Origin of the sequence: Nocardioides limicola (genome assembly GCF_016827675.1) — a bacterium.
GTDB lineage: Bacteria > Actinomycetota > Actinomycetes > Propionibacteriales > Nocardioidaceae > Nocardioides > Nocardioides limicola.
This window is the reverse complement of record NZ_JAERJA010000001.1, coordinates 494,989-517,828: the sequence shown is the minus strand read 5'-3', so window position 1 is coordinate 517,828 and position 22,840 is coordinate 494,989. Positions and strand designations below refer to the sequence as shown.

Annotated in this window: 19 protein-coding genes; 11 read left to right on the top strand and 8 right to left on the bottom strand. The window is 70.1% G+C overall.

The window, feature by feature from the left end; translation table 11 throughout:
- The first annotated feature begins 97 nt into the window (after positions 1 to 97).
- Complete coding sequence (locus JKG67_RS02545; RefSeq protein WP_203335666.1) at positions 98 to 2,209, top strand: acyl-CoA dehydrogenase family protein; 2,112 nt, start codon at positions 98 to 100, stop codon at positions 2,207 to 2,209.
- On the opposite strand, the gene JKG67_RS18795 is transcribed toward JKG67_RS02545, so the two are convergent.
- Positions 2,193 to 3,395: an alpha/beta hydrolase gene (locus JKG67_RS18795; RefSeq protein ID WP_203335665.1), complete on the bottom strand. Its 1,203-nt coding sequence runs from the start codon at positions 3,393 to 3,395 to the stop codon at positions 2,193 to 2,195. The genes JKG67_RS02545 and JKG67_RS18795 overlap by 17 nt on opposite strands.
- 93 nt (positions 3,396 to 3,488) lie before the next feature.
- On the opposite strand from JKG67_RS18795, the gene JKG67_RS02535 reads away from it, so the two are divergent.
- The 3 genes from JKG67_RS02535 to JKG67_RS02525 are packed head-to-tail and all read left to right on the top strand — an operon-like array spanning position 3,489 to position 8,220.
- Positions 3,489 to 5,672 (top strand): acyl-CoA dehydrogenase family protein, encoded by a 2,184-nt coding sequence (locus JKG67_RS02535; protein WP_203335664.1) that lies wholly within the window; start codon positions 3,489 to 3,491, stop codon positions 5,670 to 5,672.
- 20 nt (positions 5,673 to 5,692) lie between these two features.
- Positions 5,693 to 7,054, top strand: a complete 1,362-nt coding sequence (locus tag JKG67_RS18790) for an OB-fold domain-containing protein (protein ID WP_203335663.1) — start codon at positions 5,693 to 5,695, stop codon at positions 7,052 to 7,054.
- Entirely contained in the window at positions 7,051 to 8,220 is a 1,170-nt protein-coding gene (locus JKG67_RS02525; protein ID WP_203335662.1) for a lipid-transfer protein, read from the top strand. The genes JKG67_RS18790 and JKG67_RS02525 overlap by 4 nt, the downstream gene beginning before the upstream one ends.
- Positions 8,221 to 8,228: 8 nt before the next feature.
- Here the strand turns inward: JKG67_RS02525 and chsH3 are convergent, their stop codons facing one another.
- Complete coding sequence (gene chsH3, locus JKG67_RS02520; RefSeq protein ID WP_203335661.1) at positions 8,229 to 9,107, bottom strand: enoyl-CoA hydratase ChsH3; 879 nt, start codon at positions 9,105 to 9,107, stop codon at positions 8,229 to 8,231.
- Positions 9,108 to 9,129: 22 nt separating this feature from the next.
- Entirely contained in the window at positions 9,130 to 10,779 is a 1,650-nt protein-coding gene (gene kstD / locus JKG67_RS02515) for a 3-oxosteroid 1-dehydrogenase (RefSeq protein ID WP_203335660.1), read from the bottom strand.
- Between the two features lie 63 nt (positions 10,780 to 10,842).
- Between kstD and JKG67_RS02510 the strand changes: the two genes are divergently transcribed.
- From JKG67_RS02510 to JKG67_RS02480, 7 genes are all read left to right on the top strand, one after another.
- Positions 10,843 to 11,631, top strand: coding sequence for a 2-keto-4-pentenoate hydratase (locus JKG67_RS02510; protein ID WP_203335659.1), 789 nt, complete (start codon positions 10,843 to 10,845; stop codon positions 11,629 to 11,631).
- Positions 11,632 to 11,650: 19 nt separating this feature from the next.
- The gene (locus JKG67_RS02505; RefSeq protein ID WP_203335658.1) at positions 11,651 to 12,586 is read left to right on the top strand and encodes an acetaldehyde dehydrogenase (acetylating); all 936 of its coding nucleotides are present in this window, start codon (positions 11,651 to 11,653) and stop codon (positions 12,584 to 12,586) included.
- Positions 12,583 to 13,653 carry a 4-hydroxy-2-oxovalerate aldolase gene (gene dmpG, locus JKG67_RS02500; RefSeq protein WP_203335657.1) on the top strand — a complete coding sequence of 357 codons (1,071 nt, stop codon included), beginning with the start codon at positions 12,583 to 12,585 and terminating at the stop codon, positions 13,651 to 13,653. Before JKG67_RS02505 ends, dmpG begins: the two co-directional genes overlap by 4 nt.
- Before the next feature lie 145 nt (positions 13,654 to 13,798).
- Positions 13,799 to 14,959 (top strand): 3-hydroxy-9,10-secoandrosta-1,3,5(10)-triene-9,17-dione monooxygenase oxygenase subunit, encoded by a 1,161-nt coding sequence (gene hsaA, locus JKG67_RS02495; protein WP_203335656.1) that lies wholly within the window; start codon positions 13,799 to 13,801, stop codon positions 14,957 to 14,959.
- Positions 14,959 to 15,834: a 4,5:9,10-diseco-3-hydroxy-5,9,17-trioxoandrosta-1(10),2-diene-4-oate hydrolase gene (gene hsaD / locus JKG67_RS02490; RefSeq protein ID WP_203335655.1), complete on the top strand. Its 876-nt coding sequence runs from the start codon at positions 14,959 to 14,961 to the stop codon at positions 15,832 to 15,834. Before hsaA ends, hsaD begins: the two co-directional genes overlap by 1 nt.
- Positions 15,831 to 16,730: an iron-dependent extradiol dioxygenase HsaC gene (hsaC, locus tag JKG67_RS02485; protein WP_307816390.1), complete on the top strand. Its 900-nt coding sequence runs from the start codon at positions 15,831 to 15,833 to the stop codon at positions 16,728 to 16,730. The genes hsaD and hsaC overlap by 4 nt, the downstream gene beginning before the upstream one ends.
- A 16-nt stretch (positions 16,731 to 16,746) precedes the next feature.
- The gene (locus tag JKG67_RS02480; protein WP_238997784.1) at positions 16,747 to 17,367 is read left to right on the top strand and encodes a flavin reductase family protein; all 621 of its coding nucleotides are present in this window, start codon (positions 16,747 to 16,749) and stop codon (positions 17,365 to 17,367) included.
- A gap of 123 nt (positions 17,368 to 17,490) precedes the next feature.
- Here the strand turns inward: JKG67_RS02480 and JKG67_RS02475 are convergent, their stop codons facing one another.
- From JKG67_RS02475 to JKG67_RS02455, 5 genes are all read right to left on the bottom strand, one after another.
- Entirely contained in the window at positions 17,491 to 17,940 is a 450-nt protein-coding gene (locus tag JKG67_RS02475) for a TetR/AcrR family transcriptional regulator (protein WP_203335654.1), read from the bottom strand.
- Positions 17,941 to 18,021: 81 nt separating this feature from the next.
- Positions 18,022 to 19,083, bottom strand: coding sequence for an acyl-CoA dehydrogenase family protein (locus JKG67_RS02470; protein WP_203335653.1), 1,062 nt, complete (start codon positions 19,081 to 19,083; stop codon positions 18,022 to 18,024).
- Complete coding sequence (locus JKG67_RS02465; RefSeq protein WP_203335652.1) at positions 19,068 to 20,021, bottom strand: acyl-CoA dehydrogenase family protein; 954 nt, start codon at positions 20,019 to 20,021, stop codon at positions 19,068 to 19,070. The genes JKG67_RS02470 and JKG67_RS02465 overlap by 16 nt, the downstream gene beginning before the upstream one ends.
- A complete protein-coding gene (locus JKG67_RS02460) occupies positions 20,018 to 21,172 on the bottom strand; it encodes an acyl-CoA dehydrogenase family protein (RefSeq protein WP_203335651.1) in 1,155 nt (384 codons plus the stop codon). The genes JKG67_RS02465 and JKG67_RS02460 overlap by 4 nt, the downstream gene beginning before the upstream one ends.
- Positions 21,172 to 22,797 carry a FadD3 family acyl-CoA ligase gene (locus JKG67_RS02455; RefSeq protein WP_203335650.1) on the bottom strand — a complete coding sequence of 542 codons (1,626 nt, stop codon included), beginning with the start codon at positions 22,795 to 22,797 and terminating at the stop codon, positions 21,172 to 21,174. The genes JKG67_RS02460 and JKG67_RS02455 overlap by 1 nt, the downstream gene beginning before the upstream one ends.
- Positions 22,798 to 22,840: the final 43 nt, after the last annotated feature.

Sequence of the window (22,840 nt, the reverse complement as noted above, 5' to 3'; positions counted from 1 at the left end):
GACTCGGGACCGTTCCGCCCAGGGGTCGCGGCTGTTCACCGCGCCGATGCCTCGCTATGATGTGGAACACGTTCTAGTTTCTTCGGAGGTGTCTGGCGTGTCGATCGGGCTCAACGATGACCACCGCTCCCTGGCCGAGTCCGTCCGCGGCTGGGCCGAGAGTGTCAAGGGCCCTGCGCTGGCGCGTGAGGCCGAGGGAGACGCCGACGCGACGTTCGCACCGGTGTGGTCCGAGCTCACCGAGATGGGCATCCCGCTGATCTCGGTCCCCGAGGAGCACGGGGGTGGCGGCGGCACCGTGCTCGACCTCGCCGTGGCGCTCGAGGCGTGCGCCCACCATCTGGTGCCGGGCCGCCTCTGGGGCACCGCGGTCGCGGCCGCGCTGCTGGGTGGACGCCAGGTGCCCGTGCACGGCCTCGCCGTCGGAGTGGGCCTGACGCCGTCACTGCGCAGGGACGACGAGGGCCTGACCGGCACCGTCGAGGTGGTCATCGATGCCGTCGGCGCCGACGCATTCCTGGTGGCGAGCACTGACGACGGCGAGGCTCACTGGTGGTGGGTCCCGGCCGCCGACGTCCAGGTCACCGGGCACGCAGGCCTCGACCTCACCCGACGTACCGGCCAGGTGAGGGTGAGCAGCCAGCGACCGCAGCCGGTGCAGGTGACCACCGACGAGGTGCTGGCGATGACCATCACCCTGGCCGCGGCCGAAGCTGCCGGACTGGCGCGACGCTGCGTGCAGGTGGCGGTGGAGTACGCCGGGGTCCGTGAGCAGTTCGGCGCCCCGATCGGGAGATTCCAGGCGATCAAGCACCTGTGTGCGCAGATGCTGGAGACCGCAGAGGCGGTGACCGCGGCCGCCTGGGACGCGGCCTCGGCCTGGGACCAGGGCGACGACGCGACCCAACGCCGGTTCGCGACCGAGGTGGCCGCCACCGTGGCCACCGACGGTGCGGTCGCCGTGGCCCAGGACTGCATCCAGGTGCTCGGGGGCATCGGGTTCACCTTCGAGCATGACGCCCACCTCTACTTGCGTCGGGCCACCGCGCTGCGTGCCCTGCTCGGGTCGGGCGACCGGCACGCGGCGCGCCTCGCGGAGCTGGCCGTCAGCGGCGTACGACGCAGCATCGCCGTGGATCTGGCCGGCCGGGACGCCGAGATCAGGCCGCAGGTGCGCGAGCAGGTCGCCTCGATCGCGGCGTTGCCCGCCGCGGAACGTCGGGCGGCGCTGGCGGAAGCAGGCTTCCTGGCGCCGCACTGGCCGGTGCCGCACGGACTGGCCGCGGACGCGGTGCATCAACTCGTCATCGACGAGGAGCTGGCCGCCGCGGGTGTGGTGCTGCCGGATCTCAAGATCGGTGCCTGGGCGGTGCCGACGCTGATCGAGCACGGCAGCGCTGCCCAGCAACAACGCTTCGTCCAGCAGACGCTGCAGGGGACGCTGTCCTGGTGCCAGCTCTTCAGTGAGCCGGGGGCGGGGTCGGACCTGGCCTCCTTGCGCACCCGCGCTGAGCGCGTCGACGGAGGCTGGCGGCTGACCGGCCAGAAGGTGTGGACCTCGCTGGCCAGAGAGGCCGACTGGGGGATCTGCCTGGCCCGCACCGACCCGGAGGTGGCCAAGCACCGCGGGATCACCTACTTCCTCGTCGACATGCGCAGCCCCGGCCTCGACATCAGGCCGCTGCGGGAGATGACCGGCGACGCGATGTTCAACGAGGTGTTCCTGGACTCGGTCTTCGTCCCCGACGACTGTGTGGTCGGCGAAGTGAACGGGGGCTGGGCGCTGGCCCGGACCACCCTCGCCAACGAACGGGTCGCGATGGCGACCTCACGGTTGGGTGCCAGCACCGAGGAGGCGGTCTCCTTGGTGGCCGCCGGGAGCGATCCGGTGGATCTGGCCCGCGTCGGTCACCAGGTGGCGCTGGCCACCGTCTGTGCCCTGCTCGCCACCCGGACCACGTTGCGGTCGCTGACCGGGCAGGGGCCAGGTGCCGAGTCCAGCGTCGCCAAACTGCTGGGGGTGCGCAACCGGCAGCAGGCGTCGGAACTGGTCGTCGACCTGCTGGGTGCGGCGGCGGTGACCGGCAGCGACCAGATCGCCACGGCCACCCACGAGATGCTGCTGACCCGGTGTCTGTCGATCGCCGGGGGAACCACTCAGGTGCTGCGCAACGTGATCGCCGAGCGGATCCTCAGGCTGCCACGGTGAGCTTGGCCCGGCGCTTCGCCCAGTGCTGGGAGAGGTAGCGGTCCACGGCTCGGGTGACGTGCACGGACCTGATCGAGTTGAAGATCTCGTAGGCGTGCTGGGCACCGGGAAGCTCGGCATAGGTGACGTCACGTCGGGAGACTCGCCGTAGTTCCTCGACGAAGAGCCGCGCCTGGCTGACCGGGACCAGTGAGTCCCGGGCGCCGTGCAGCACGAAGAAGTCGGGAGCGTCGGGGGAGACCCGCAGGATCGGCGACGCCGCCTCGAAGAGTTCGGGCGCCTCCTCGTAACTGCGGTGCATCACGCGGGGGGCCAGGAAACGGTCCCGCATCGCCAGCATCGACGGCAGGCCGGTCGCGCCGGCCAGGTCGTAGACGCCGTAGTGCGGCACCGCCACATCGACCGAGGTGTCCAGGTCCTCGAAGTCGGGCTGGTACGCCGGGTCGTTCGCCGTCAGCGCCGTGAGCGAGCTCAGGTGCCCACCGGCGGACCCGCCGGTGATAGCCAGATAGCCGGGGTCACCTCCGAAGTCGGCGATGTTCTCCTTGATCCAGGTGATGGCGCGCTTGACGTCGATGACCTGGGCCGGGAACGGATCGCGACCGGCGAGGCGATAGTTGATCGCCACGCACACCCAGCCCTTGGTGGCCATCTGCCGGATCAGGGGCAGGCCCTGCTGGTGTTTGGCGCCGATCAGCCACGCCCCACCGTGCACCTGAAGGAGCACCGGGGCGCCTTGGACCGGCTCCGGGGGCAGGTACACGTCCAACTGGCCGCGACCGCCCCAGGGGGCGTACTGGACGTCCCTGACCACCCGCAGGGTCGCGTCGCGGAGCTTGAACGGTCGCGCGATCGTCCTCCACGGCAGTGGCGCCGCATTGCTCAGTGGTCCCTCGACATGAGCCAGTGCGTCGTCGAGCACGGTGCCCACGTCCAGGCTCTGCTTGATCACCGTCGCCAGCGTCGCGGTGCTGGCTGCGGCCAGTGCGAGTCCGAGCTTGTGCTCGCGGGCCCGGGGCAGGTGCAGCAGTGCGTCGGCAGCGGTCACGGCGGCGAGCTGGGGGGCCAGTTCACCGGCCGGCCAGCCGGCTGCGAAGGAGCCGATCCCGGCCCGCAGGCTGGTCCGGGGGCGGACGGCGTTGGCGGTCAAGGCGGCGATGGCGACTTGACGTGCAAGGAATCCCACGGAGAGTGATGGTAGCGCGCAGCGCACAGCAATGGTAGAACACGTTATAGTTTTCGATGACGGTCGGTCACCACCCCGAGGCCAGGAGGACGCATGTCCAGCGAATCGCACCCGACGCTCACCGAGACCGCAGCTGCGGTGCGGGAGGTCGCCGTCGAGGCGCTCGAGCGGGACGCCAGCTGGCAGGACCTGGCCGACGCCGGCCTGCTGGCACTGCCGGTCCCCACCCAGCTGGGCGGGGAGGGCCTCGGCCTGGCCGAGGTCAGCATGCTGCTTCGCGAGGCCGGACGCCGCGCCGTCGACCTGCCGATCGGCGCCACGCTGATCACCGGAGTACTGCCGGTGGTCGCCTGCGGCACCGCTGAGCAGCAGGCCCGCCTCCTCGACGGGGTCGCCGAGGGGCGCACCCGGCTCACCGCGGCCCTGCGGGAGGTCCGGCCCACGACCTTCGACGGCGCCGCCGTGACCGGCGCCAAGACCGGTGTGGTCGACGCGGCCGACGCCACCGCGATACTGGTGACCGCCACCGGACCCGACGGCCCCGTGGTGGTCGTCGTCGATCCGCGCGGACCCGGCATCGAACTCGTTGCCTCGCCGACCTCCTCGGGCGCCCGCGAGCACACCGTGCACCTCGACGGAGCCCCGGCCGAGCAGCTCGGCGACGCCGAGGCGGTGCCGCTGCTCACCGCCCACCACGGCGCAGCGATCTGCACCCTCGGCGCAGGACTGGTCGCCGGAGCCACCCGGCTCACCGCCGACTACATCGGCGAGCGAGAGCAGTTCGGTCGCCGGCTCGCCGAGTTCCAGGCCGTCGCCCAGCAGATCGCCGACGCCTTCATCATCAGCCGCACCCTGGACCTGGCCGCGGACAACCTGGTGTGGCGCCTGGGTCATCAGGTGCCCACCGCCGACGACCTCGCCGTGGCGTCGTACTGGTTCGCCGCCCAGGCGCCGGTCGCGCTGCACACCTGCCACCACCTGCACGGTGGTGTCGGGGTCGACGACACCTACCCCCTGCACCGCTACTACTCGATGGTCAAGGACCTCGGTCGGGCCCTCGGCGGAGCCGCAGCCACCGCCCAGGCCGTCCAGATCGAGGACCCGGCCAGCAAGAACCTGGAACTGACCGAGGCCCAGCGCGAACTCAAGGCCCGGCTCCGCGACTACTTCACCGGCCTGGTCAGTCCCGCTGAGCACCACGAGATCGCCAAGGACCGCCACGGCCCGGCGTACAAGCAGATGGTGCGGCAGATGGGCAAGGACGGCCAGATGGGGGTCGGCTGGCCGGTGCAGTACGGCGGTCAGGGCTTCGGCGAGGTCGAGCAGACCATCTTCGCCAACGAGGCTCAGCGTGCCGATGTGCACCTGCCGTCGGTGACCCTGCAGACCGTGGGTCCGACCCTTCAGGTGCACGGGACCGAGGAACAGAAGGAACGCTTCCTGGGACCGATCCTGGCCGGTGAGGTGCACTTCGCGATCGGCTACTCAGAGCCCGACGCAGGCACCGACCTGGCCTCGCTGCGGACCTCAGCCCGGCTGGTGCAGGACCCGGACGGCGACTACTACCTGGTCAACGGGCAGAAGATGTGGACCACCGGAGGCCACGCGGCCGACTACGTCTGGTTGGCGGTCCGTACCGACCCGGAAGCACCCAAGCACCGGGGCATCTCGATCCTGATCGTCGACACCACCGACCCCGGCTTCTCGTCCACCCCGATCATCACCTGCGACGGAGCCCACCACGTCAACGCCACCTATTACCACGACGTCAAGGTGCCGGTGTCGATGCGGGTGGGGGAGGAGAACGCGGGCTGGCGGCTGATCACCACCCAGCTCAACCACGAGCGAGTCATGCTTGGCCCTGCCGGGCGGATCGAGGGGCTGCGCGACCGGGTGGCCGCCTGGTCGGAGGCCGTCGGTGTGCGGACACGACCCGACGTGCTCGCAGCGCTGGGTGAGGCCACCGCGGTGATGCGGGTCAACGAACTGCTCAACTGGGAGGTCGCCCGGGCTGCAGCCGCGGGCGCGATGTCGGTCGCCGACGCCTCGGCCTCCAAGGTGTTCGCCTCCGAACAGGTGCAGCGCATCGGCCGACTGCTGGCCGACGTGGTGCATCGCTACGGGGACCTGGCGGACCCGGCGACCGGCGAACTGGCCGCCTACCTCGACGGCCAGGCGAAGCGGAACCTGGTGCTCACCTTCGGTGGCGGCGTCAACGAGGTGCAGCGGGAACTGATCGCCCAGTTCGGCCTCGGACTGCCACGGGTGCCGCGATGACCAGCCTCAGGGAGGCACGCATGGACGACTCGACCCTCGACCACGACGCGCTGATGCAGCGGGTGGACACGATGATGTCCCGCGGCGAGACCGCGCCTCGGCTGGCCCGGGACCCGGTCAACCTGCCCCAGATCAACACCTGGCTGGAGGCCATCGGCGATCCCAACCCGGTCTATCGGGAGACGACCACCGCCACCAGGCTGCACGGCGGACCGGTGGCGCCCCCGGCGATGGCCCAGGTATGGACCATGTTCGGTCTGGACCCGCACCGCCCCGCCCACGACCCGCTGCACGGCACGATGCAACTGCTGGACGAGGCCGGCTTCACCTCGGTGCTCGGCACCAACTGCGATCAGACCTATGCGCGACACCTGCACCCGGGTGAACGGGTCAGCATCACCACCCGGCTCGAGTCGGTGGTGGGTCCCAAGCGCACCGGTGTCGGCGAGGGCTACTTCGTCACCACCCGCAGCACCTGGCGGGTGGGTGACGAGGAGGTGGCCACGATGATGTTCCGAGTGCTCAAGTTCAAGCCCGCCCCCCGGGTGGACCGGACCCGGATCACCCGTCCGCAACGCAACGCCGACACCGACTTCTTCTGGGAAGGCACCGCCGCAGGCGAGCTCCGCATCCAGTCATGCGGCAGCTGTGACGCGCTACGGCACCCACCCGGCCCGATGTGCCCGCGCTGCCACGCCAGCAACCGGGGCTACGTGGTGGCCGAGGGCACCGGCGTACTCCACTCCTTCACGGTGCACCACGCACCGCAGCTCCCCGGACGGAAGCTGCCGGTGACCATCGGTCTGGTCGACCTGCCCGAAGGGGTGCGGATGGTCGGCGAACTCATGGCGGCGCCCGATCACCAGTGGAGGATCGGCGACCCGGTGGCGGTCGCCTTCGAGTGCATCGACGACGATCTGACGCTGCCGGTCTGGGAGCTCGACGTGCCCAGGCCGGGCCTGGCGCCGGCCGAACAGGACGCCGACGACGACACCGAGACGCTGCCGGCCTGGGAGTTGCCGGTGACCACCACGCTGGTGGTCGCCGGTGCCTTGGCCACGCGCGACTTCCAGGACGTCCACCACGACCGGGACCTCGCCATCGCGCGAGGCTCCAAGGACATCTTCATGAACATCCTGACCACCACCGGGCTGGTGCACAGGTACGTCGGCGAATGGGTCGGCGACCCGGCCGCGCGGGTGACCTCGTGCGCGCTGCGGCTCGGCGCACCCGCCTACCCCGGCGACACGATGACCTTCACCGGAACCGTGGTCGACCGCGACCACGCCCAGGTGGTGGTCGACGTCGTCGGCAGCGTGCCCGTCGGTGACCATGTCACAGCCCGGGTCACCGTGGCGCTCGCCGGGGAGGAGGTCGCATGAACGGGCTCAGCGGCCGCGCCGCGATCGTCGGCATCGGCGCCACCGACTTCTCCAAGGAGTCGGGTCGCTCGGAGTTGCAACTCTCCTGCGAGGCCACCCTGGCCGCGCTGGCCGATGCCGGCCTGCAGCCGGCCGACGTCGACGGCCTGGTCACCTTCGCGATGGACAACAGCTCCGAGATCGCGGTCGCCCGCGAGCTGGGGATCGGGGAGCTGCGCTTCTTCAGCCGGATCTCGTACGGCGGCGGCGCGGCGTGTGCGACCGTCCAGCAGGCCGCGATGGCGGTGGCCACCGGCGTCGCCGACGTGGTGGTCGCCTACCGCGGCTTCAACGAACGTTCGGGTCAGCGGTACGGGCAGGTCCAGAACTGGGCCGCCAGCCAGGTCAACACCAACGGCCTCGACAACGCCTGGACGTACCCTCACGGTCTCTCCACCCCGGCCGCCACGGTGGCGATGCAGGCCCGCCGCTACATGGAGGCCTACGGCGCGACCAGCGAGGACTTCGGCCGGGTGGCGGTCGCGGACCGCAGGCACGCGGCCAGCAACCCGGCGGCTTTCTTCCACGGCCGCCCGATCACGCTCGCCGACCACCAGGCGTCCCGGCTGATCGCCGACCCGCTCCGGCTGCTCGACTGCTGTCAGGAGAGCGACGGCGCGGTGGCGCTGGTCATCGTCTCGGCCGAACGGGCCGCCGACCTGCCGAACCCGCCGGCGTACGTCGCCGCGGCGGCGCAGGGCAGCGGCGTGGATCAGTTCGTGATGACCTCCTACTACCGAGACGACATCGGCATCGGCGAGATCGGCGTGGTCGGTCGGGAACTCTGGCGGCAGTCCGGCCTGGGGCCGTCCGAGATACCGACCGCGATCCTCTACGACCACTTCACGCCGTACGTGCTGATGCAGTTGGAGGAGCTCGGCTTCTGTGGGCGTGGCGAGGCCAAGGAGTTCATCGCGGACGGTGCCATCGAACTGGGCGGCCGACTGCCGATCAACACCCATGGCGGGCAGTTGGGCGAGGCCTACATCCACGGGATGAACGGGATCGCGGAGGCGGTGCGCCAAGTGCGCGGCAACGCGGTCAACCAGGTCCCAGACGCGCACCATGTGCTGGTCACCGCCGGCACCGGGGTGCCCACCTCCGGGCTGATCCTGGCCCGCGGCTGAGGGCAGCGTCAGCGCAGCGGCAGCACGCAGTCGGCGAGGACCGGGGCACCGTCTCGGTCACCGCCGGCGATGCTGGCGGAGGCGACCACTCGGTCGTCCTCACGCCAGCCGTCGATCCGGATCGTCTCGCCCATGAAGACCACGCCCGCGAAGCGGGCCGCGAAGCCACCCACCTGCGCGGTGTCGCCGGCGAGCAGCCCGTCGGTGAGCTCACGCAGCACGATGCCGTAGGAGCACAGGCCGTGCAGGATGGGGGCGGCGAAGCCGGCTGCTCGGGCGAACTGGGGGTCGGCATGCAGGGGGTTGCGGTCCCCGCAGAGCCGGTAGAGCAGCGCCTGCTGTTCGGTGACGTCGTACGACGTGACCAGGTCGGGGGCTCGCTCGGGCAGCTCGATCGCCGTCGGTGCCCCCCGGTCCCCGCCGAAGCCGCCCTCACCGCGGACGAAGATCGACGAGCGCACCCGCCAGAGCTCCTCGCCGCTCGTCGACCGGGCGACACCCTCCTGCCAGATGACCGCAGCCTTGCCCTTGTCCCAGATGTCGGTGAGGGTCGTCGACACGGTCGCGGTGCCCGAGGTGGGCAGCGGGCCGGTCACAGCGATCTCCTGGGAGCCGTGCACCACCTGAGCGAGGTTGATGTCGCAGCCGGGCAGGTCCAGCGGCGGCGGGTCGGTCTCGTGGAAGGTCGGCGCCACCACCCCGAAGGAAGGCAGCACCTGCAACTCGTCGGAGTCCAGCGTGTACCGCAGGGCGGTGGGGGAGAGATGGTCGCCCGCGCGGGAGCCGGCACCGACGCCGAGGTGGTAGAGCAGCACGTCGGAGGAGGTCCAGCTGAAGGTCCGGCTGCCCAGGTCGGCGCCGATCGCGATTTCGGGGTTGATCGGCATCGGGTGATCCTTTCGGTACTTCTCAGGGGGAGACGATGTCCTCGATGGCCAGATAGCCGAAGGTGAGGGCCGGGCCGATGGTGGCGCCGGGGCCGGCGTAGGTGTTGCCCATCACCGCCGCCGAGCAGTTGCCGGCAGCGTAGAGGCCGGCGATCACCGAGCCGTCCGGGCGCAGCACCCGGGCGCGCTCATCGGTGACGAGGCCGCCCTTGGTGCCCAGGTCCCCGGGAACGATCTTGACCGCGTAGAACGGCGCCTGGTCGATGGAGTGCAGCGACGGGTTCGGCTTGACGGTGGGGTCGGAGTAGTACTTGTCGTAGGCCGACTCGCCCCGCTTGAAGTCCTCGTCGACGCCGGTCGCGGCGAAGCCGTTGAACCGCTCGACGGTCCGGGTCAGGGCCTCGGCGGGCACCTCGATCTCGGCAGCCAGTTCGGCCAGGGTGGCGGCCTTCTTGATGGTGCCGTTCTTGTACCAGCGTCCGGGGAAGGGTTGCCTGGGCGAGAGCCCGGCGAAGATGTACCGGTTCCGGTACCGCTGGTCGATGATCATCCAGGACGGCACGTGGGGCACTCCGGTCGCCTCGCCGGCGTAGATCTCGTGCACCGCCTCGACGTAGGGCAGGGCCTCGTTCATGTAGCGTTCGCCGGCGCCGTTGACGATGATCGAGCCGGGCAGGTTCCGCTCCGCCAGGCAGAACCACGGGCCACTGGGCAGGGGGATGGTCGGACCCCACCAGGCGTCGTCCATCAGGGCGACCTCGGCCCCGGCGGTGATGCCGGCCAGGATGCCCCCGCCGGTGTTGTAGGCCGAGCCGGTGGTCCAGTCGACCGACGTGGGGGCGGGGCTGTACTTCTCCCGCATCTCCAGGTTGCGCTCGAAGCCTCCGCTGCCGAGCACCACACCGCGGCGGGCATGGATGGTCGTGGTGGTGTCGCCGTCCTTGACGACCACGCCCGTGACCCGGCCGCCCTCGAGGGCCAGATCGACCAGTTCGGTGCCGTAGCGGACCTCGACGTCGGCATCGGCCAGGCCCTTGCGGAGCCCGATGGCCAGGGCGTTGCCCATCGCGTAGAGGTTCTTGCCGGTCAGCATCGCCCACATCCGCCGGAGCAGGATCTTGAGCATCGTGACCGGTCCCCGCCAGGTGCGCATGCCCAGACTGATCTTGCGGAAGTCGGCTTGGGTGACGATCAGGTTGGCGGGGGCCTTCGAGTACGGCGGGTGCAGGCGCTCGATCTCGTCGCCGAGGACCCGCCCGTCGAGCGGGACCGGTTCCACGCTGCGCCCGGCAGCGCGGCCGCCGGGGGCCTCGGGGTGGTAGTCGGAGTACTGGGGGACCCAGGCGAACCGGACCGGGGTGGTCTCCTTGATGAAGTCCATCACCTCGGGACCGCGGTCGATGTAGGTGTCCCGGCGTTCCTTGGTGACCGTGGCCCCGACGATCGAGTCGAGATAGGTCTTGGAGTCGGCCGGGTCGTCAGCCTGCCCGGCGTCACGGAGCGCATAGTTGCCCGGGATCCAGACACCGCCTCCGGAGCGGGCGGTCGAACCACCGAAGTGTTCGCTCTTCTCCACCAGCAGCACCTGGAGGCCGTGATGCGCTGCGCGGAGCGCTGCCGTCATCCCCGCACCGCCGGCGCCGACCACCACCACGTCGTACGTTTCGCTCACTGCCACTCCTGCCGAATGGGACCTACGCTTCACAGAAACTGTAACAGGTTCTAGTATGGCGTCATGCTCTCCGACGATACTCGCCGCGAGGCGGCTGCCGCGTTGGCCGCTGCCGAGCGCGACCGCAGGCCGATCCCCCCGTTGCGCGACACCTACCCGGACCTGGACGTGGTCGACGCCTACGAGATCCAGCTGCTCAACATCCGGCCCCGACTCGCGGCCGGAGTGACGATCCACGGCCACAAGGTCGGCCTCTCCTCCAAGGCGATGCAGGAGATGATGGGGGTCGACGAACCGGACTACGGACACCTGCTCTCCGACATGGCGCTGAGCCAGCGGACGCCGGTCTCGGCCGGGGCGTACTGCACGCCCCGGGTGGAGGTCGAGGTGGCCTACATCCTCGGCGCCACGCTCCCCGGCGCCGACTGCACCGAAGCCGACGTGCTGGCCGCCACCGAGGCCGTCGCGCCGGCCATCGAGCTGATCGACTCGAGGATCGAGAACTGGAACATCCGGATCGGCGACACCATCGCCGACAACGCCAGCTCCGCCGGCTATGTGCTGGGTGACGAGCGGGTCAAACCCGGCGATATCGACCTGACCTCGATCCGGGCGGTGCTGCACCGCAACGGCGACCAGGTCGCCGAGGGTCGCTCCGACGCCGTGCTGGGCGACCCGACGGTCGCGGTCGCCTGGCTGGCCCGCAAGGTGGCCGCCTTCGGCGTCACCCTGGAGGCGGGCCACGTGATCCTGCCCGGCAGCGTGCACCGCGCCATCGACGCGGCCGCCGGTGACACCTTCGAGGCCAGCTTCGAGGGCCTCGGCTCCGTCCGACTCGACTTCACCGCCTGAGCACGTGAAAGGAACCAGCATGGCTTCGACCAACCCGGCCTCCGGCGGGGACGCCGCCAAGGTCACCGCAGCGATCGTGGGGCCCGGCAACATCGGCACCGACCTGATGTACAAACTGCTCCGCAGCGAGCTCATCGACCCGCGCTGGATGATCGGCGTCGACCCGTCGTCCGAGGGTCTGCGGCTGGCTGCGGAGAAGGGCCTGGAGACCAGCCATGAGGGCGTGGACTGGCTGCTCAAGCAGGACGTCCTGCCCGACCTGGTCTTCGAGGCGACCTCGGCCTACGTGCACCGTGAGTACGCGCCCCGCTATGCCGAGGCCGGCACCCGGGCCATCGACCTGACACCGGCCGCGGTCGGCCCTGCGGTGATCCCGCCGGTCAATGGAGACGTCCACACCGGTGCCGACAACGTCAACATGATCACCTGTGGCGGACAGGCGACCATCCCGATGGTGGCCGCCGTCTCCCGGGTGGCACCGGTCTCGTACGCCGAGATCGTGGCGTCGGTCTCCAGCGCCTCGGCCGGACCGGGCACCCGCGCCAACATCGACGAGTTCACCCGGACCACGGCAGCCGGCGTGGAGAGCATCGGCGGTGCTCAGCGCGGCAAGGCGATCATCATCCTCAACCCCGCCGAGCCGCCGATGATCATGCGCGACACCATCTTCTGCGCCGTGCCGCCGGACGCCGACCGGGAGGCGATCACCGCCTCGGTGCACGCCATGCAGGCCGCGGTGGCCGAGTACGTGCCCGGATACCGGCTGCTGGTGGAACCCCAGTTCGACGACCCCAGCCACGCCACCGGCCAGATGACCAAGGTGAGCATCTTCGTCGAGGTCGCCGGCGCCGGCGACTACCTGCCGACGTACGCCGGGAACCTGGACATCATGACCGCCGCCGCCGCCCGGGTCGGCGAAGGCATCGCCCGCACCCTGATCGGAGCCTCTCGATGACCGACATCAACGCACTTCCCCGTACCTGGTCGGCCGACCACGGCAGCGACCCCTGGGGCGACCTGGACCTCAGGCTCACCGACACCTGCCTGCGAGACGGCTCCCACCACAAGCGGCACCAGTTCGTGCCGGAGGAGGTGGAGGCGATCGTGGCCGCCCTCGACGGTGCCGGGATCCCGGTGATCGAGGTGACCCACGGTGACGGACTCGGTGGCTCCAGCTTCAACTACGGGTTCTCGGCCACGCCCGAGCAGGAGTTGATCAAGCTCGCGGCCAAGACCGCGACCCGGGCGAAGATCGCCTTCCTGATGCTCCCCGGCGTCGGCACCAAGGACGACATCCGTGAGGCTCAGGACAACGGTGGGCAGATCTGCCGGATCGCCACCCACTGCACCGAGGCCGACACCTCGATCCAGCACTTCGGGCTGGCCCGGGAGCTCGGTCTGGAGACGGTCGGGTTCTTGATGATGAGTCACACCCAGCCGCCCGAGGTGCTCGCCCGGCAGGCCCGGGTGATGGTCGACGCCGGCTGTCAGTGCGTCTATGTGGTGGACTCCGCGGGCGCTCTGGTGATGGAGCAGGTCGCCGATCGGGTCTCCGCAGTGGTCGCCGAGATCGGGGGCCAGGCCGACGTCGGCTTCCACGGTCACGAGAACCTGGGCCTCGGCGTCGCGAACACGGTGATCGCGGCCCGTGCCGGAGCCACCCAGATCGATGGGTCCGTGCGCCGCTTCGGCGCCGGGGCCGGCAACACGCCGCTGGAGGCGTTCATCGGGGTCGCCGACAAGCTCGGTTGGCGCACCGGGGTCGACTTCTTGAAGGTGGTCGACGCGGCCGAGGACGTCATCCTCCCGGTGATGCCCGAAGAGTGCACCCTGAACCGGATGACCCTGATGATGGGCTACGCCGGGGTCTACAGCTCCTTCCTCAAGCACGCCGGCAACGCCGCGGAGCGGTACGGCGTCTCCGGCGCCGAGATCCTGCTGGAAGCCGGCCGACGCAAGCTGATCGGTGGCCAGGAGGACCAGCTGATCGACATCGCCCTGAAACTGCGGGACGGGAACTGAGACGCAGGCGTGTCGACACTCGACAGAGAACTAGAACGTGTTCTAGTATGGTGGGCATGAGTTCCCCGGTCCGCCACCACCCACCCTCGGGCCTCGGCGTACGCGAGGAACCGACAGGCTCGCCCCACATGATCGGAGCACACAGATGACCGAGGTACTCGACGGCATTCGCGACCTGCTGCCGCTCTTCGCCGAGCGCGCCGAGGAGGGCGAGCGGCTCCGCCAGGTGCCCGAGGCCTCGGTGAAGTCGCTGGAGGAGACCGGCTTCTTCCGGATGCTGCAGCCCAAGCGCTACGGCGGCCTGGAGTCGGACCCGATCGACTTCTTCACCGCGGTGCGCGAGATCGCCTCTGCCGACGGATCCACCGGCTGGATCTCGTCGGTGCTCGGTGTGCACCCGTGGCAGATCGCGCTCTTCGACGACACCGCCCAGGCGGCGGTGTGGGGTGAGGACCAAGCAACCCTGGTCTCCTCGTCGTACGCGCCCACCGGCAAGGCGCAGGTCACCGAGGGCGGCTACCTGCTCAGCGGCAAGTGGTCCTTCTCCTCCGGCTCCGCTCATGCCAGCTGGGTCCTGTTGGGCGGGCTGGTCTTCGACGGCGGCAACGTCGTGGACTTCAAGACCTTCCTGATCCCGCGGGAGAAGTACGAGATCGTCGACGTCTGGAACGTGGTCGGGCTGCGGGGCACCGGCTCCAACGACATCGTGGTCGCCGAGACCTTCGTCCCGGACGCATTCACGCTGTCGATGTCGGACACCGGGCGCTGTTTCGGTCCCGGCCAGGCGGTGAACACCAGCGACCTCTACAAGCTGCCGTTCCACTCGCTCTTCACCACCACCATCACCACCCCGATCGTGGGGATGGCGACCGGTGCCTACGCCGAGCACGTGCAGATGCAGCAGCAGCGGGTCCGTGCCGCCTACCTCGGTGAGAAGGCCTCCTCCGACCCGTTCGCCGCCGTACGGATCGCTCGTGCCGGCTCCGAGATCGACGCCGCCTGGGCGCTGCTGATGGAGAACATCCGCGCCGAGCAGGCGCTGGTCGCCAAGGGCCAGCAGATCCCGCTGTCCCTGCGGCTGAAGGTGCGCCGGGACCAGGTGCTGGGCACCCAGCGCGCCATCGACGCCATCGACGAACTCTTCGAGGCCTCCGGCGGACGAGCGTTGGCCGAGGGTACGCCGTTGCAGCGCGCCTGGCGCGACGCGCACGCGGGCCGGGTGCACGCCGCCAACGACCCCGAGCGGGCGCTGAAGATGTTCGGTGACCTGGAGTTCGGCCACAAGATCGACCCGGGGATGTACTGATGGTCGACAGGTCCGCCGTGCAGCGCTCGGCCAAGGCCGGGCAGCTCACCCTCAACTACTACGACACCGGAGTGCCGCCCGACGGTGAGGCCGACGCGCTGCCGCTGGTGATGCTGCACGGCGGAGGCCCGGGCGCCTCGGCCTGGTCCAACTTCGGGCCGGCGCTCGACCACTTCGCGCCCCGGTTCCGCACCCTGGCGGTCGACCAGCCCGGCTTCGGTGACTCCGACAAGCCGCCGGTCGAGGGGAACTACTACCGGTTCTCGGCCGAGCACGTGGTCGCCTGGATGGACGAGATCGGGCTGGACAAGGTGCACCTGCTCGGCAACAGCCTCGGCGGCGGGACCGCGATGCGGCTGGCGCTGAGCCACCCGGAGCGGGTCGGCAAGCTGGTGCTGATGGGCCCGGGCGGGCTCTCGCTCAACCTGTTCCACGCCGACCCGACCGAGGGTGTGCAACGGCTGATGGAGTTCAGCGGCAACCCGACCCCCGACGCGTTGCGGGCGTTCATCTCCACGATGGTGGTCGACCAGTCCCTGGTCACCGACGAACTGGTGCAGATGCGCTTCGCCGCCGCCACGGCTCCCGGAGCCCAGGAGGCGATGAAGTCGATGGGGTGGTCATTCTTCAACCCGGAGACCGCCGAGGACGGGATGCTCTGGCGCGAGGCGCACCGGTTGCGCAAGCCGGTGCTGTTGACCTGGGGCCGCGAGGACCGGGTGAACCCCCTCGACGGCGCTCTCGCGGCGCTCAAACTGCTGCCCCGGGGCGAGTTGCACGTCTTCCCCAACTGCGGTCACTGGGCCCAGATCGAGGCTGCGGAGGAGTTCGCGGCCATCACCACCGAGTTCTTGACCAGGAGGCGGAAGCCGTGACCATCGACATCAAGTCCATGGGCTACGTCCGGGTGGCCAGCACCGACCTGGACGCCTGGCGGACCTTCGCCGGCAAGGTGCTGGGCCTGGGCGAGGGCCGTGGTCCGGATCCGTCACACCTGTACTACCGGATCGACGAGGTCTCGGCGCGGCTGGTGGTCTTCCCCGCCGATCGGGACGAGTTGGCCTGCTCCGGCTGGGAGCTTGCCGACCATCAAGCGCTCCAGGAGGCCCGCGAGCACCTCACCAAGGCCGGGGTCGACTGGACCGAGGGCAGCGCAGCGGACTGCGCGGAGCGCCGGGTGCAGGAACTGATCACGTTCACCGACCCGTTCGACAACGTCTTCGAGCTCTTCCACGGGATCAGCTACGAGTCGCGTCCGGTGGTGCCGCCGTACGGCTCCACCTTCGTGACCGGTGACCAGGGGATGGGCCACCTCGTGGTCCCGGTCAGCGACGACGTGGAAGCGCTCCGGTTCTACACCGACGTACTCGGCTTCCGGCTGCGCGACTCGATGAGCATGCCCGGCGAGTTCGTCGGCAAGGAGCCCGGCTCCAAGGTGTGGCTGCGATTCCTCGGCGTCAATCCCCGTCACCACTCGCTGGCCTTCCTGCCGATGCCCAACCCGAGCAAGTGCGTGCACATCATGCTCGAGGTGGACCGTCTCGACGATGTGGGCCGCGCCCTGGAGCGCGTCAAGAAGCACGGCGTCAAGCTGTCGGCGACGCTGGGGCGGCACATGAACGACGAGATGATCTCGTTCTATGTCCGGTCGCCGGGAGGATTCGACGTGGAGTTCGGCACCGAGGGGCTGCAGGTCGACGACGCTCGCTGGGTGGCCCGGGAGTCCACCGCGGTCTCCTACTGGGGTCATGACTTCGGTGGCGGAGCCTGAGGCGACAATGGGCCGCATGGCAGAGTCCGACATCCCGCCCGGGATGCACACCGATGCGCGTGAGTCCTGGCCACCGCAGGAGCTGATCGAGTCCTTCCTGGGCACCTTCGACTTCGAGTTCCGGCCCGGCGAGGACGTCGGGATCCCGGTGGACGACGAGGCGGCCCAGGCTGCGGCACGACGGTTCCGGGACGTGCTCGGCCGCTACTGCTCGGGCGTCACCGTGGTCACGTCGGTGGCCGAGGGGCAACCGGTCGGGATGACCTGCCAGTCGTTCTCCAGCGTCTCCCTGGACCCGCCGCTGGTGATGTTCATCCCGGCGAAGAGCTCCCGGGCGTTCCCGCAGATGCGCAAGGCGGGCTTCTTCTGCGTCAACTTCCTGGCCGCCGACCAACAGGACCTGTCGAACACCTTCGCCAGCCGGGGGATCGACAAGTTCGCCGGCGTCGACTGGTCCCCGGCCACCTCCGGCGCGCCGCTCCTCTCCGGTGTCGTCGGCTACGTCGACTGCTCGATCGAAGCCGTCCACGAAGCCGGCGACCACTACGTCGTCGTCGGCCGGGTCCTCGACCTTGCCGTCGGTGACGCTCAGGACCCGCTGGTGTACTACCGGGGCAGCTACCACACCACCACCTGACCCCCTGCCCGCCCGGAACACCCTGATATCAGGGTGTTCCGAACGTTGTCAGGGGTTGCAACCCCTGACAACAGTCAGCAGTCCCTGACATCAGGGTGTTCCGCAGGGGCCATCAGAAGGCCATCAGAGGGGGTAGAGCTGCACCAGGGTGGCGAGGTGGTCCGCCTCGGCGTCGATCCCCGGGTCCCACTCGGCCTCGACCGGGGACCAGCCGGAGCCCTCGACCAGATCGTCGGCGAGCAGCGCACGCACCGAGGGCGCCAGTTTGGCCACCAGGTCCTGCACCGACATCGAGGCGACCGGCTCCACCTCGAGGACGTAACGCATCGTCGCCACACCCAACAGTTGGGCCGCGACCAACTCCAACCGGACCGCCGACGCGTCCATCCCCAAGGACCGGCCGACCGGGTTCCTCACCAGGCGGCTCACGAACGTGTAGAAGCGCCGCCCGGACGTCGAGTTGGAGGCGCTGGCCCGCACCAGCGCCAGCGCCCGCTCACGGGTCCTCGGGCTCTCGCACAGGTCGAAGAACCGCTGCAGCCTCCGCTCGATGCGGTCTGGTTCCGGGGACATGGAGTCAGCCTGACACGGTCCAGAGCCGGCGCGTAGCCAGCATGGGGGAGACGCTCGTCACCACCGGCGGCTCGGATCCGGTCAGGCGAGCAACCGGGCGCGCAGGGTGTGCGGCTGACCGAACAACTGGTTCAGCGCATGGGCCCGTTTGAAGAGCAGATGCGCGTCGTGCTCCCAGGTGATCGCGATGCCGCCGTGCAACTGCACCGTCTCCGCGGCCAGGTGGGCCAACGAGTCGCCCGCGTACGACGACGCTGCCGCGCACAGGTCCGGAGCGTCGGCAGCGCCGCTCGCCACGGCGTACGACGCAGCCCAGACCCCCGAGCGGGTCATCTCGACCGCCACCAGCATGTCTGCCATCCGGTGCTTCAGCGCCTGGAACGAGCCGATCAACCGACCGAACTGCACCCGCTCCTTGCTGTAGCCCACCGTCATCTCCAGCGCCCGACGGGCGGCCCCGAGTTGCAGACAGCCGGTCATCGCGGAGCCGGCGAGGGACAGGTGCTCCAGCGCTGCCCCGGCATCGCCGTGCAACCGGCGTGCGTGCGTGGCCTCCAGCGTGAGCTGGGCGTAGCGCATCGTCGGGTCCATGCCGGGCACGGGGGCCAGTCGGGCCGCGGACGGGTCGACCTCGAAGAGCCCGACACCGTCCTCGCTGGTGGCCGCGACCAGCAGCACCTCGGCGGCCAGGCCGTCCAGGACCACGGCGACGGTGCCGGTCAGCCGGTCGCCGACGGCGGTCACGGTCTCCTCCCCGCCGGTCACCCTTCCGGAAGCGATGGTGCCGACCGTTCCAGCGGCGAGTCCGGGCAGCAGTCGGGCGCAGGCCGCGCTGTCGCCGAGCGCCAGCAGCGTCTCGGCGGCCAGCACCGTGGCCAGCAGCGGCGACGGGACGAGCGCGCGACCCAGTTCCTCCAGGACCAGCCCCGTCTCGAACAGGCTGAACCCTGCACCGTCGTACTCCTCGGGGATCGCCAGCGCCGCAACGCCGACCTGTTCACACAGCGTCCGCCACAGGTCCACATCGAACCCTGCCGGTGACTCAAGCGCGGCCCGCACCGCCTGGGAGTCCCCGCGCCGCTCCAGCAGGGTGCCGACGATGGCGGCGAGCTCGCGCTGCTCCTCGCTCAGGCCGAAGTACACGGCGCCTCCAGTCGAGCCAGGACCACGCCACGGTGGTGCGTGGGGTTGCCCCAGGCGCCGACCAGTGCCCGGGTCTTCAACAGTGCCAGGCTCAGGTCGAGCTCCGCGGTGTAGCCGATCGCGCCGTGCACCTGCAGGGCCGTGCGCATCGCCCGGTCGGCGGCCTCGGCGGCACCGACCTTCGCAGCCGCACAGTCCCGGGTGCGTTCGGGGCCGTCGAACCCGACCGCGGCACCGGCAATCAACGGCCGGGCGAAGTCGAGCCCGATCCTGACATCGGCGAGCGCATGCTTGATGGCCTGATAGGAGCCGATCTCGCGACCGAACTGGCGGCGCTGCTTGACGTAGCCCACGGCCTCGTGGAGCATCCGCTCACCCAGGCCGAGTAGTTGCGCCGAACAGGCCAGCACGGCGGCGTCCAGCGCCTTGGCCGGATCGCCAGTGTGGGTCACCGGGGCCCCGTCCGGGGTCACCTCGTGCAACGTACGCGTGGTGTCGATCGAGGCCAGCGCGGCACCGACGACGCCCGTGTGCACGGCGTCCCCGGTGACCACCAGGACGCGGTCGGCGACCTGCGCGTCGACGGCGTACGGCGTCAGCGGTGGCACCGCGACCGTGGTCATCTGCTCCGGATCGAGCGGTACGCCGAGGACGGGCAGATAGGCGGCGGACTCGATCCAGGGGCCGGGGACCAGGTGACGTCCCAACTGCTCGAAGGCGATCGTGGCGTCGACCATCGTCGCCCCCGCGCCGCCGTCCTCCTCGGCCAGCAGCAGGGCGGTGACGCCCTGGTCGACCAGACGGGACCACAGCTTCCGCCCCGGAGCGACGTCACCTGATGCCCACGCACGGGCCACGGTCGGCACGTCGGCGGCGGTGAGGAGTCGATCGAGTGAGGCAGCGAAACCCCGGTGCTCCTCGGTGGGCAGGAACCTCATCGGCGCTCTCCCTTGGGTTCGCGGGGCAGGCCGAGGATGCGCTCGGCGATGATGTTGCGTTGGATCTCGTTGGTGCCGGCATAGATCGGCCCGGACAGCGAGAAGAGGTACCCGTCGGTCCAGCCCGACTCGACTTCACCGGCCGGTCCGAGCAGGTCGAGGGCGGTCTCGTGGAGCGCCACGTCGAGTTCGGACCAGAAGACCTTGTTCACCGATCCGGCCGCACCGATGTCGCCGCCGTCGACGAGCTGGCTGACGGTGCCCCAGGTGTAGAGTTGATAGGCGCGCGCCTTGATCCACGCGTCCGCGACCCGGCCCGCGTGTTCGGCGCGGCCGACGTCCGAGGTCCGATGCAGCTCGACCAACCGGTCGGCCGCGGCGCAGAACCGGCCCGGTGAGCGGAGGGAGAGGCCGCGTTCGTTCCCTGCGGTGCTCATCGCCACTCGCCATCCGTCGCCCGGCGCGCCGAGCACGTCGGCATCGGGCACGAAGACGTTGTCGAAGAACAGTTCGGCGAAACCTGCTTCCCCGTCGAGTTGGGGGATCGGCCGCACCGTCACTCCGGCGGCGTCGAGGGGGAAGAGGAAGTAGGTGAGGCCGGCGTGCCGGGCTGCGGTGGGGTCGGAACGGAAGAGACCGAAGCCCCAGTGCGCGTACGCCGCTCGGGAGGACCAGGTCTTCTGCCCGTTCAGGACCCAGCCACCACGGTCCTCGTCGCGAGTGGCGGTCGAGGAGAGCGAGGCCAGGTCCGATCCGGCCTCTGGCTCGGACCAGGCCTGCGCCCAGATCCGCTCGCCGGAGCCCATCGACGGCAGGAATCGGCGCTGCTGCTCTGGCGTCCCGTGTTCGAAGATGATCGGGGCGAGCAGGAAGATGCCGTTCTGGGAGACCCGACCCGGGGCACCGGCTCGGTAGTACTCCTCCTCGAAGAGCACCCACTCGGTCAGGGACGACTCTCGGCCGCCGAACTCGGTCGGCCAACTCACCACGGACCAGTGGGCCTGGGACAGTTGTGCCTCCCACTCCTGGTGGGCGCGGAAGCCTGCTTCGGTGTCCATCGACGGCAGCGGCGTCGCCGGTACGTGCCTGGCCAGCCAGTCACGGGCCTCGTCGCGGAACGCGACCTCGTCGGGAGTGAGGTCCAGGTCCATCAGTTCTCCTTCGCGGGATCTGCGCGGTGTTCCCGGCCAGCGCCCGGGGACGTGAGGGCTCGCAGGTCGTTCTTGAGGATCTTCCCGGCCAGGTTGCGGGGGAGTGCATCGACGAAGACCACCTGGCGGGGCGCCTTGAAGTTGGCGAGTCGTTGCCGGGCGAAGGCGATCACGTCCGATTCGCTCAGCTCGGTGCCTTGGCGGCGGACCACGAAGGCGCAGCCGACCTCACCCAGGCGCTCGTCGGGGACCCCGACCACGCCCACGTCGACCACGCCGTCGAGGCGGGCGAGGGCCTGCTCCACCTCGGCGGGGTAGACGTTGAAACCTCCGGAGATGTACATGTCCTTGAGCCGATCGGTGATCCGCAGGTAGCCGTGCTCGTCCACGGTGCCGACGTCGCCGCTGTGCAACCACCCGTCCGGATCGATCGCCGCGGCGGTGGCTTCGGGGTCGTCGAGGTAGCCCTGCATCACCATCGGACCGCGCATCCGGATCTCTCCCTCGGTGCCGGCGGGCAGCGGGGCTCCGGTCTCGGGGTCGGTGACCTGCAGTTCCAGATCGGCCACGGCGCGGCCGCAGGTGGCGGCCACCAGCGCGTCGGGGTCGCCGGGGCGGCACATGGTTGCCACGACGCACTCGGTCATGCCGTACGCCGTCAGGACGGTGTCGAAGGAGAGTTCGGACTGCATCCGCTCGATGAGCCGCACCGGGATCGACGCGGCCCCGGTGACCGCGATCCGCAGCGAGGAGAGGTCTGCTGCGGATCGGCCTGGTGCCTCAAGCAGGGCGCCGAAGATGGCCGGAGCGCCGGGGAGGACGGTGATCCGCTCCGACTCGACGAGCTCCAGCATCACGTCGACGTCGAAGACCGGCATCGGCACCACCGAGCAACCGGTGAGCAACGACACGACCAGACCGATCTTGTAGCCGAAGGAGTGGAAGTAGGGGTTGACCACCAGATACCGGTCGTGGGGGGTGATCTGGGCGATGCGGGCCCAGACCGCGGCGGCGGCGATGGTCTGCCGGTGGGCGGTGACCACCCCCTTGGAGCGGCCGGTGGTGCCGGAGGTGAAGAGGATGTCAGCGATGTCGTCGGGGTCGACCGCGTCGGCGCGTGCCTCCGCGGCGGCCAGATCCCGATCGTGGTCGTCCAGGTCCGCCCACGGGGTCAGCCCCGGGGTGTCGACCAGGGACACCACCGCGGTCAGCTCGGGCAGGCCGGGAACGACGGGTCCTTCGATGCTCGTGTCGGCCGCGGCGCGGAGTTCGGCGACCTGGTCCCGACCGAGGAAGCCGTCGTGGACGATCAGCAGCCGGGCCTGGGTGCGGTGCAGCAGATCGGCTGCCTCATGGCCGGTGTAGCGGGTGTTGATCGGCACCAGGACGCCGCCGGCGTAGCTGACCGCCAGTGCGGCGACCTGCCACTGCCAACTGTTGGGGGCCCAGACTCCGACCCGGTCACCGGGGGCGAGGCCGAGAGCCACGTATCCGGCCGCGCAGGCACGGACCCGCTCGTGCAGTTCGGCGAAGGTCATCGTGGTCCCGGCGTCGACCACTGCGGTGCGGTCGGCATGCTCGAGAGCCGCGCGTCGCAGCGCGGCGGGCAGTGACAGTTCGGACACGGCAAACTCCTACCAAGCAAGTGCTTGGTAGGTTACCACGTGC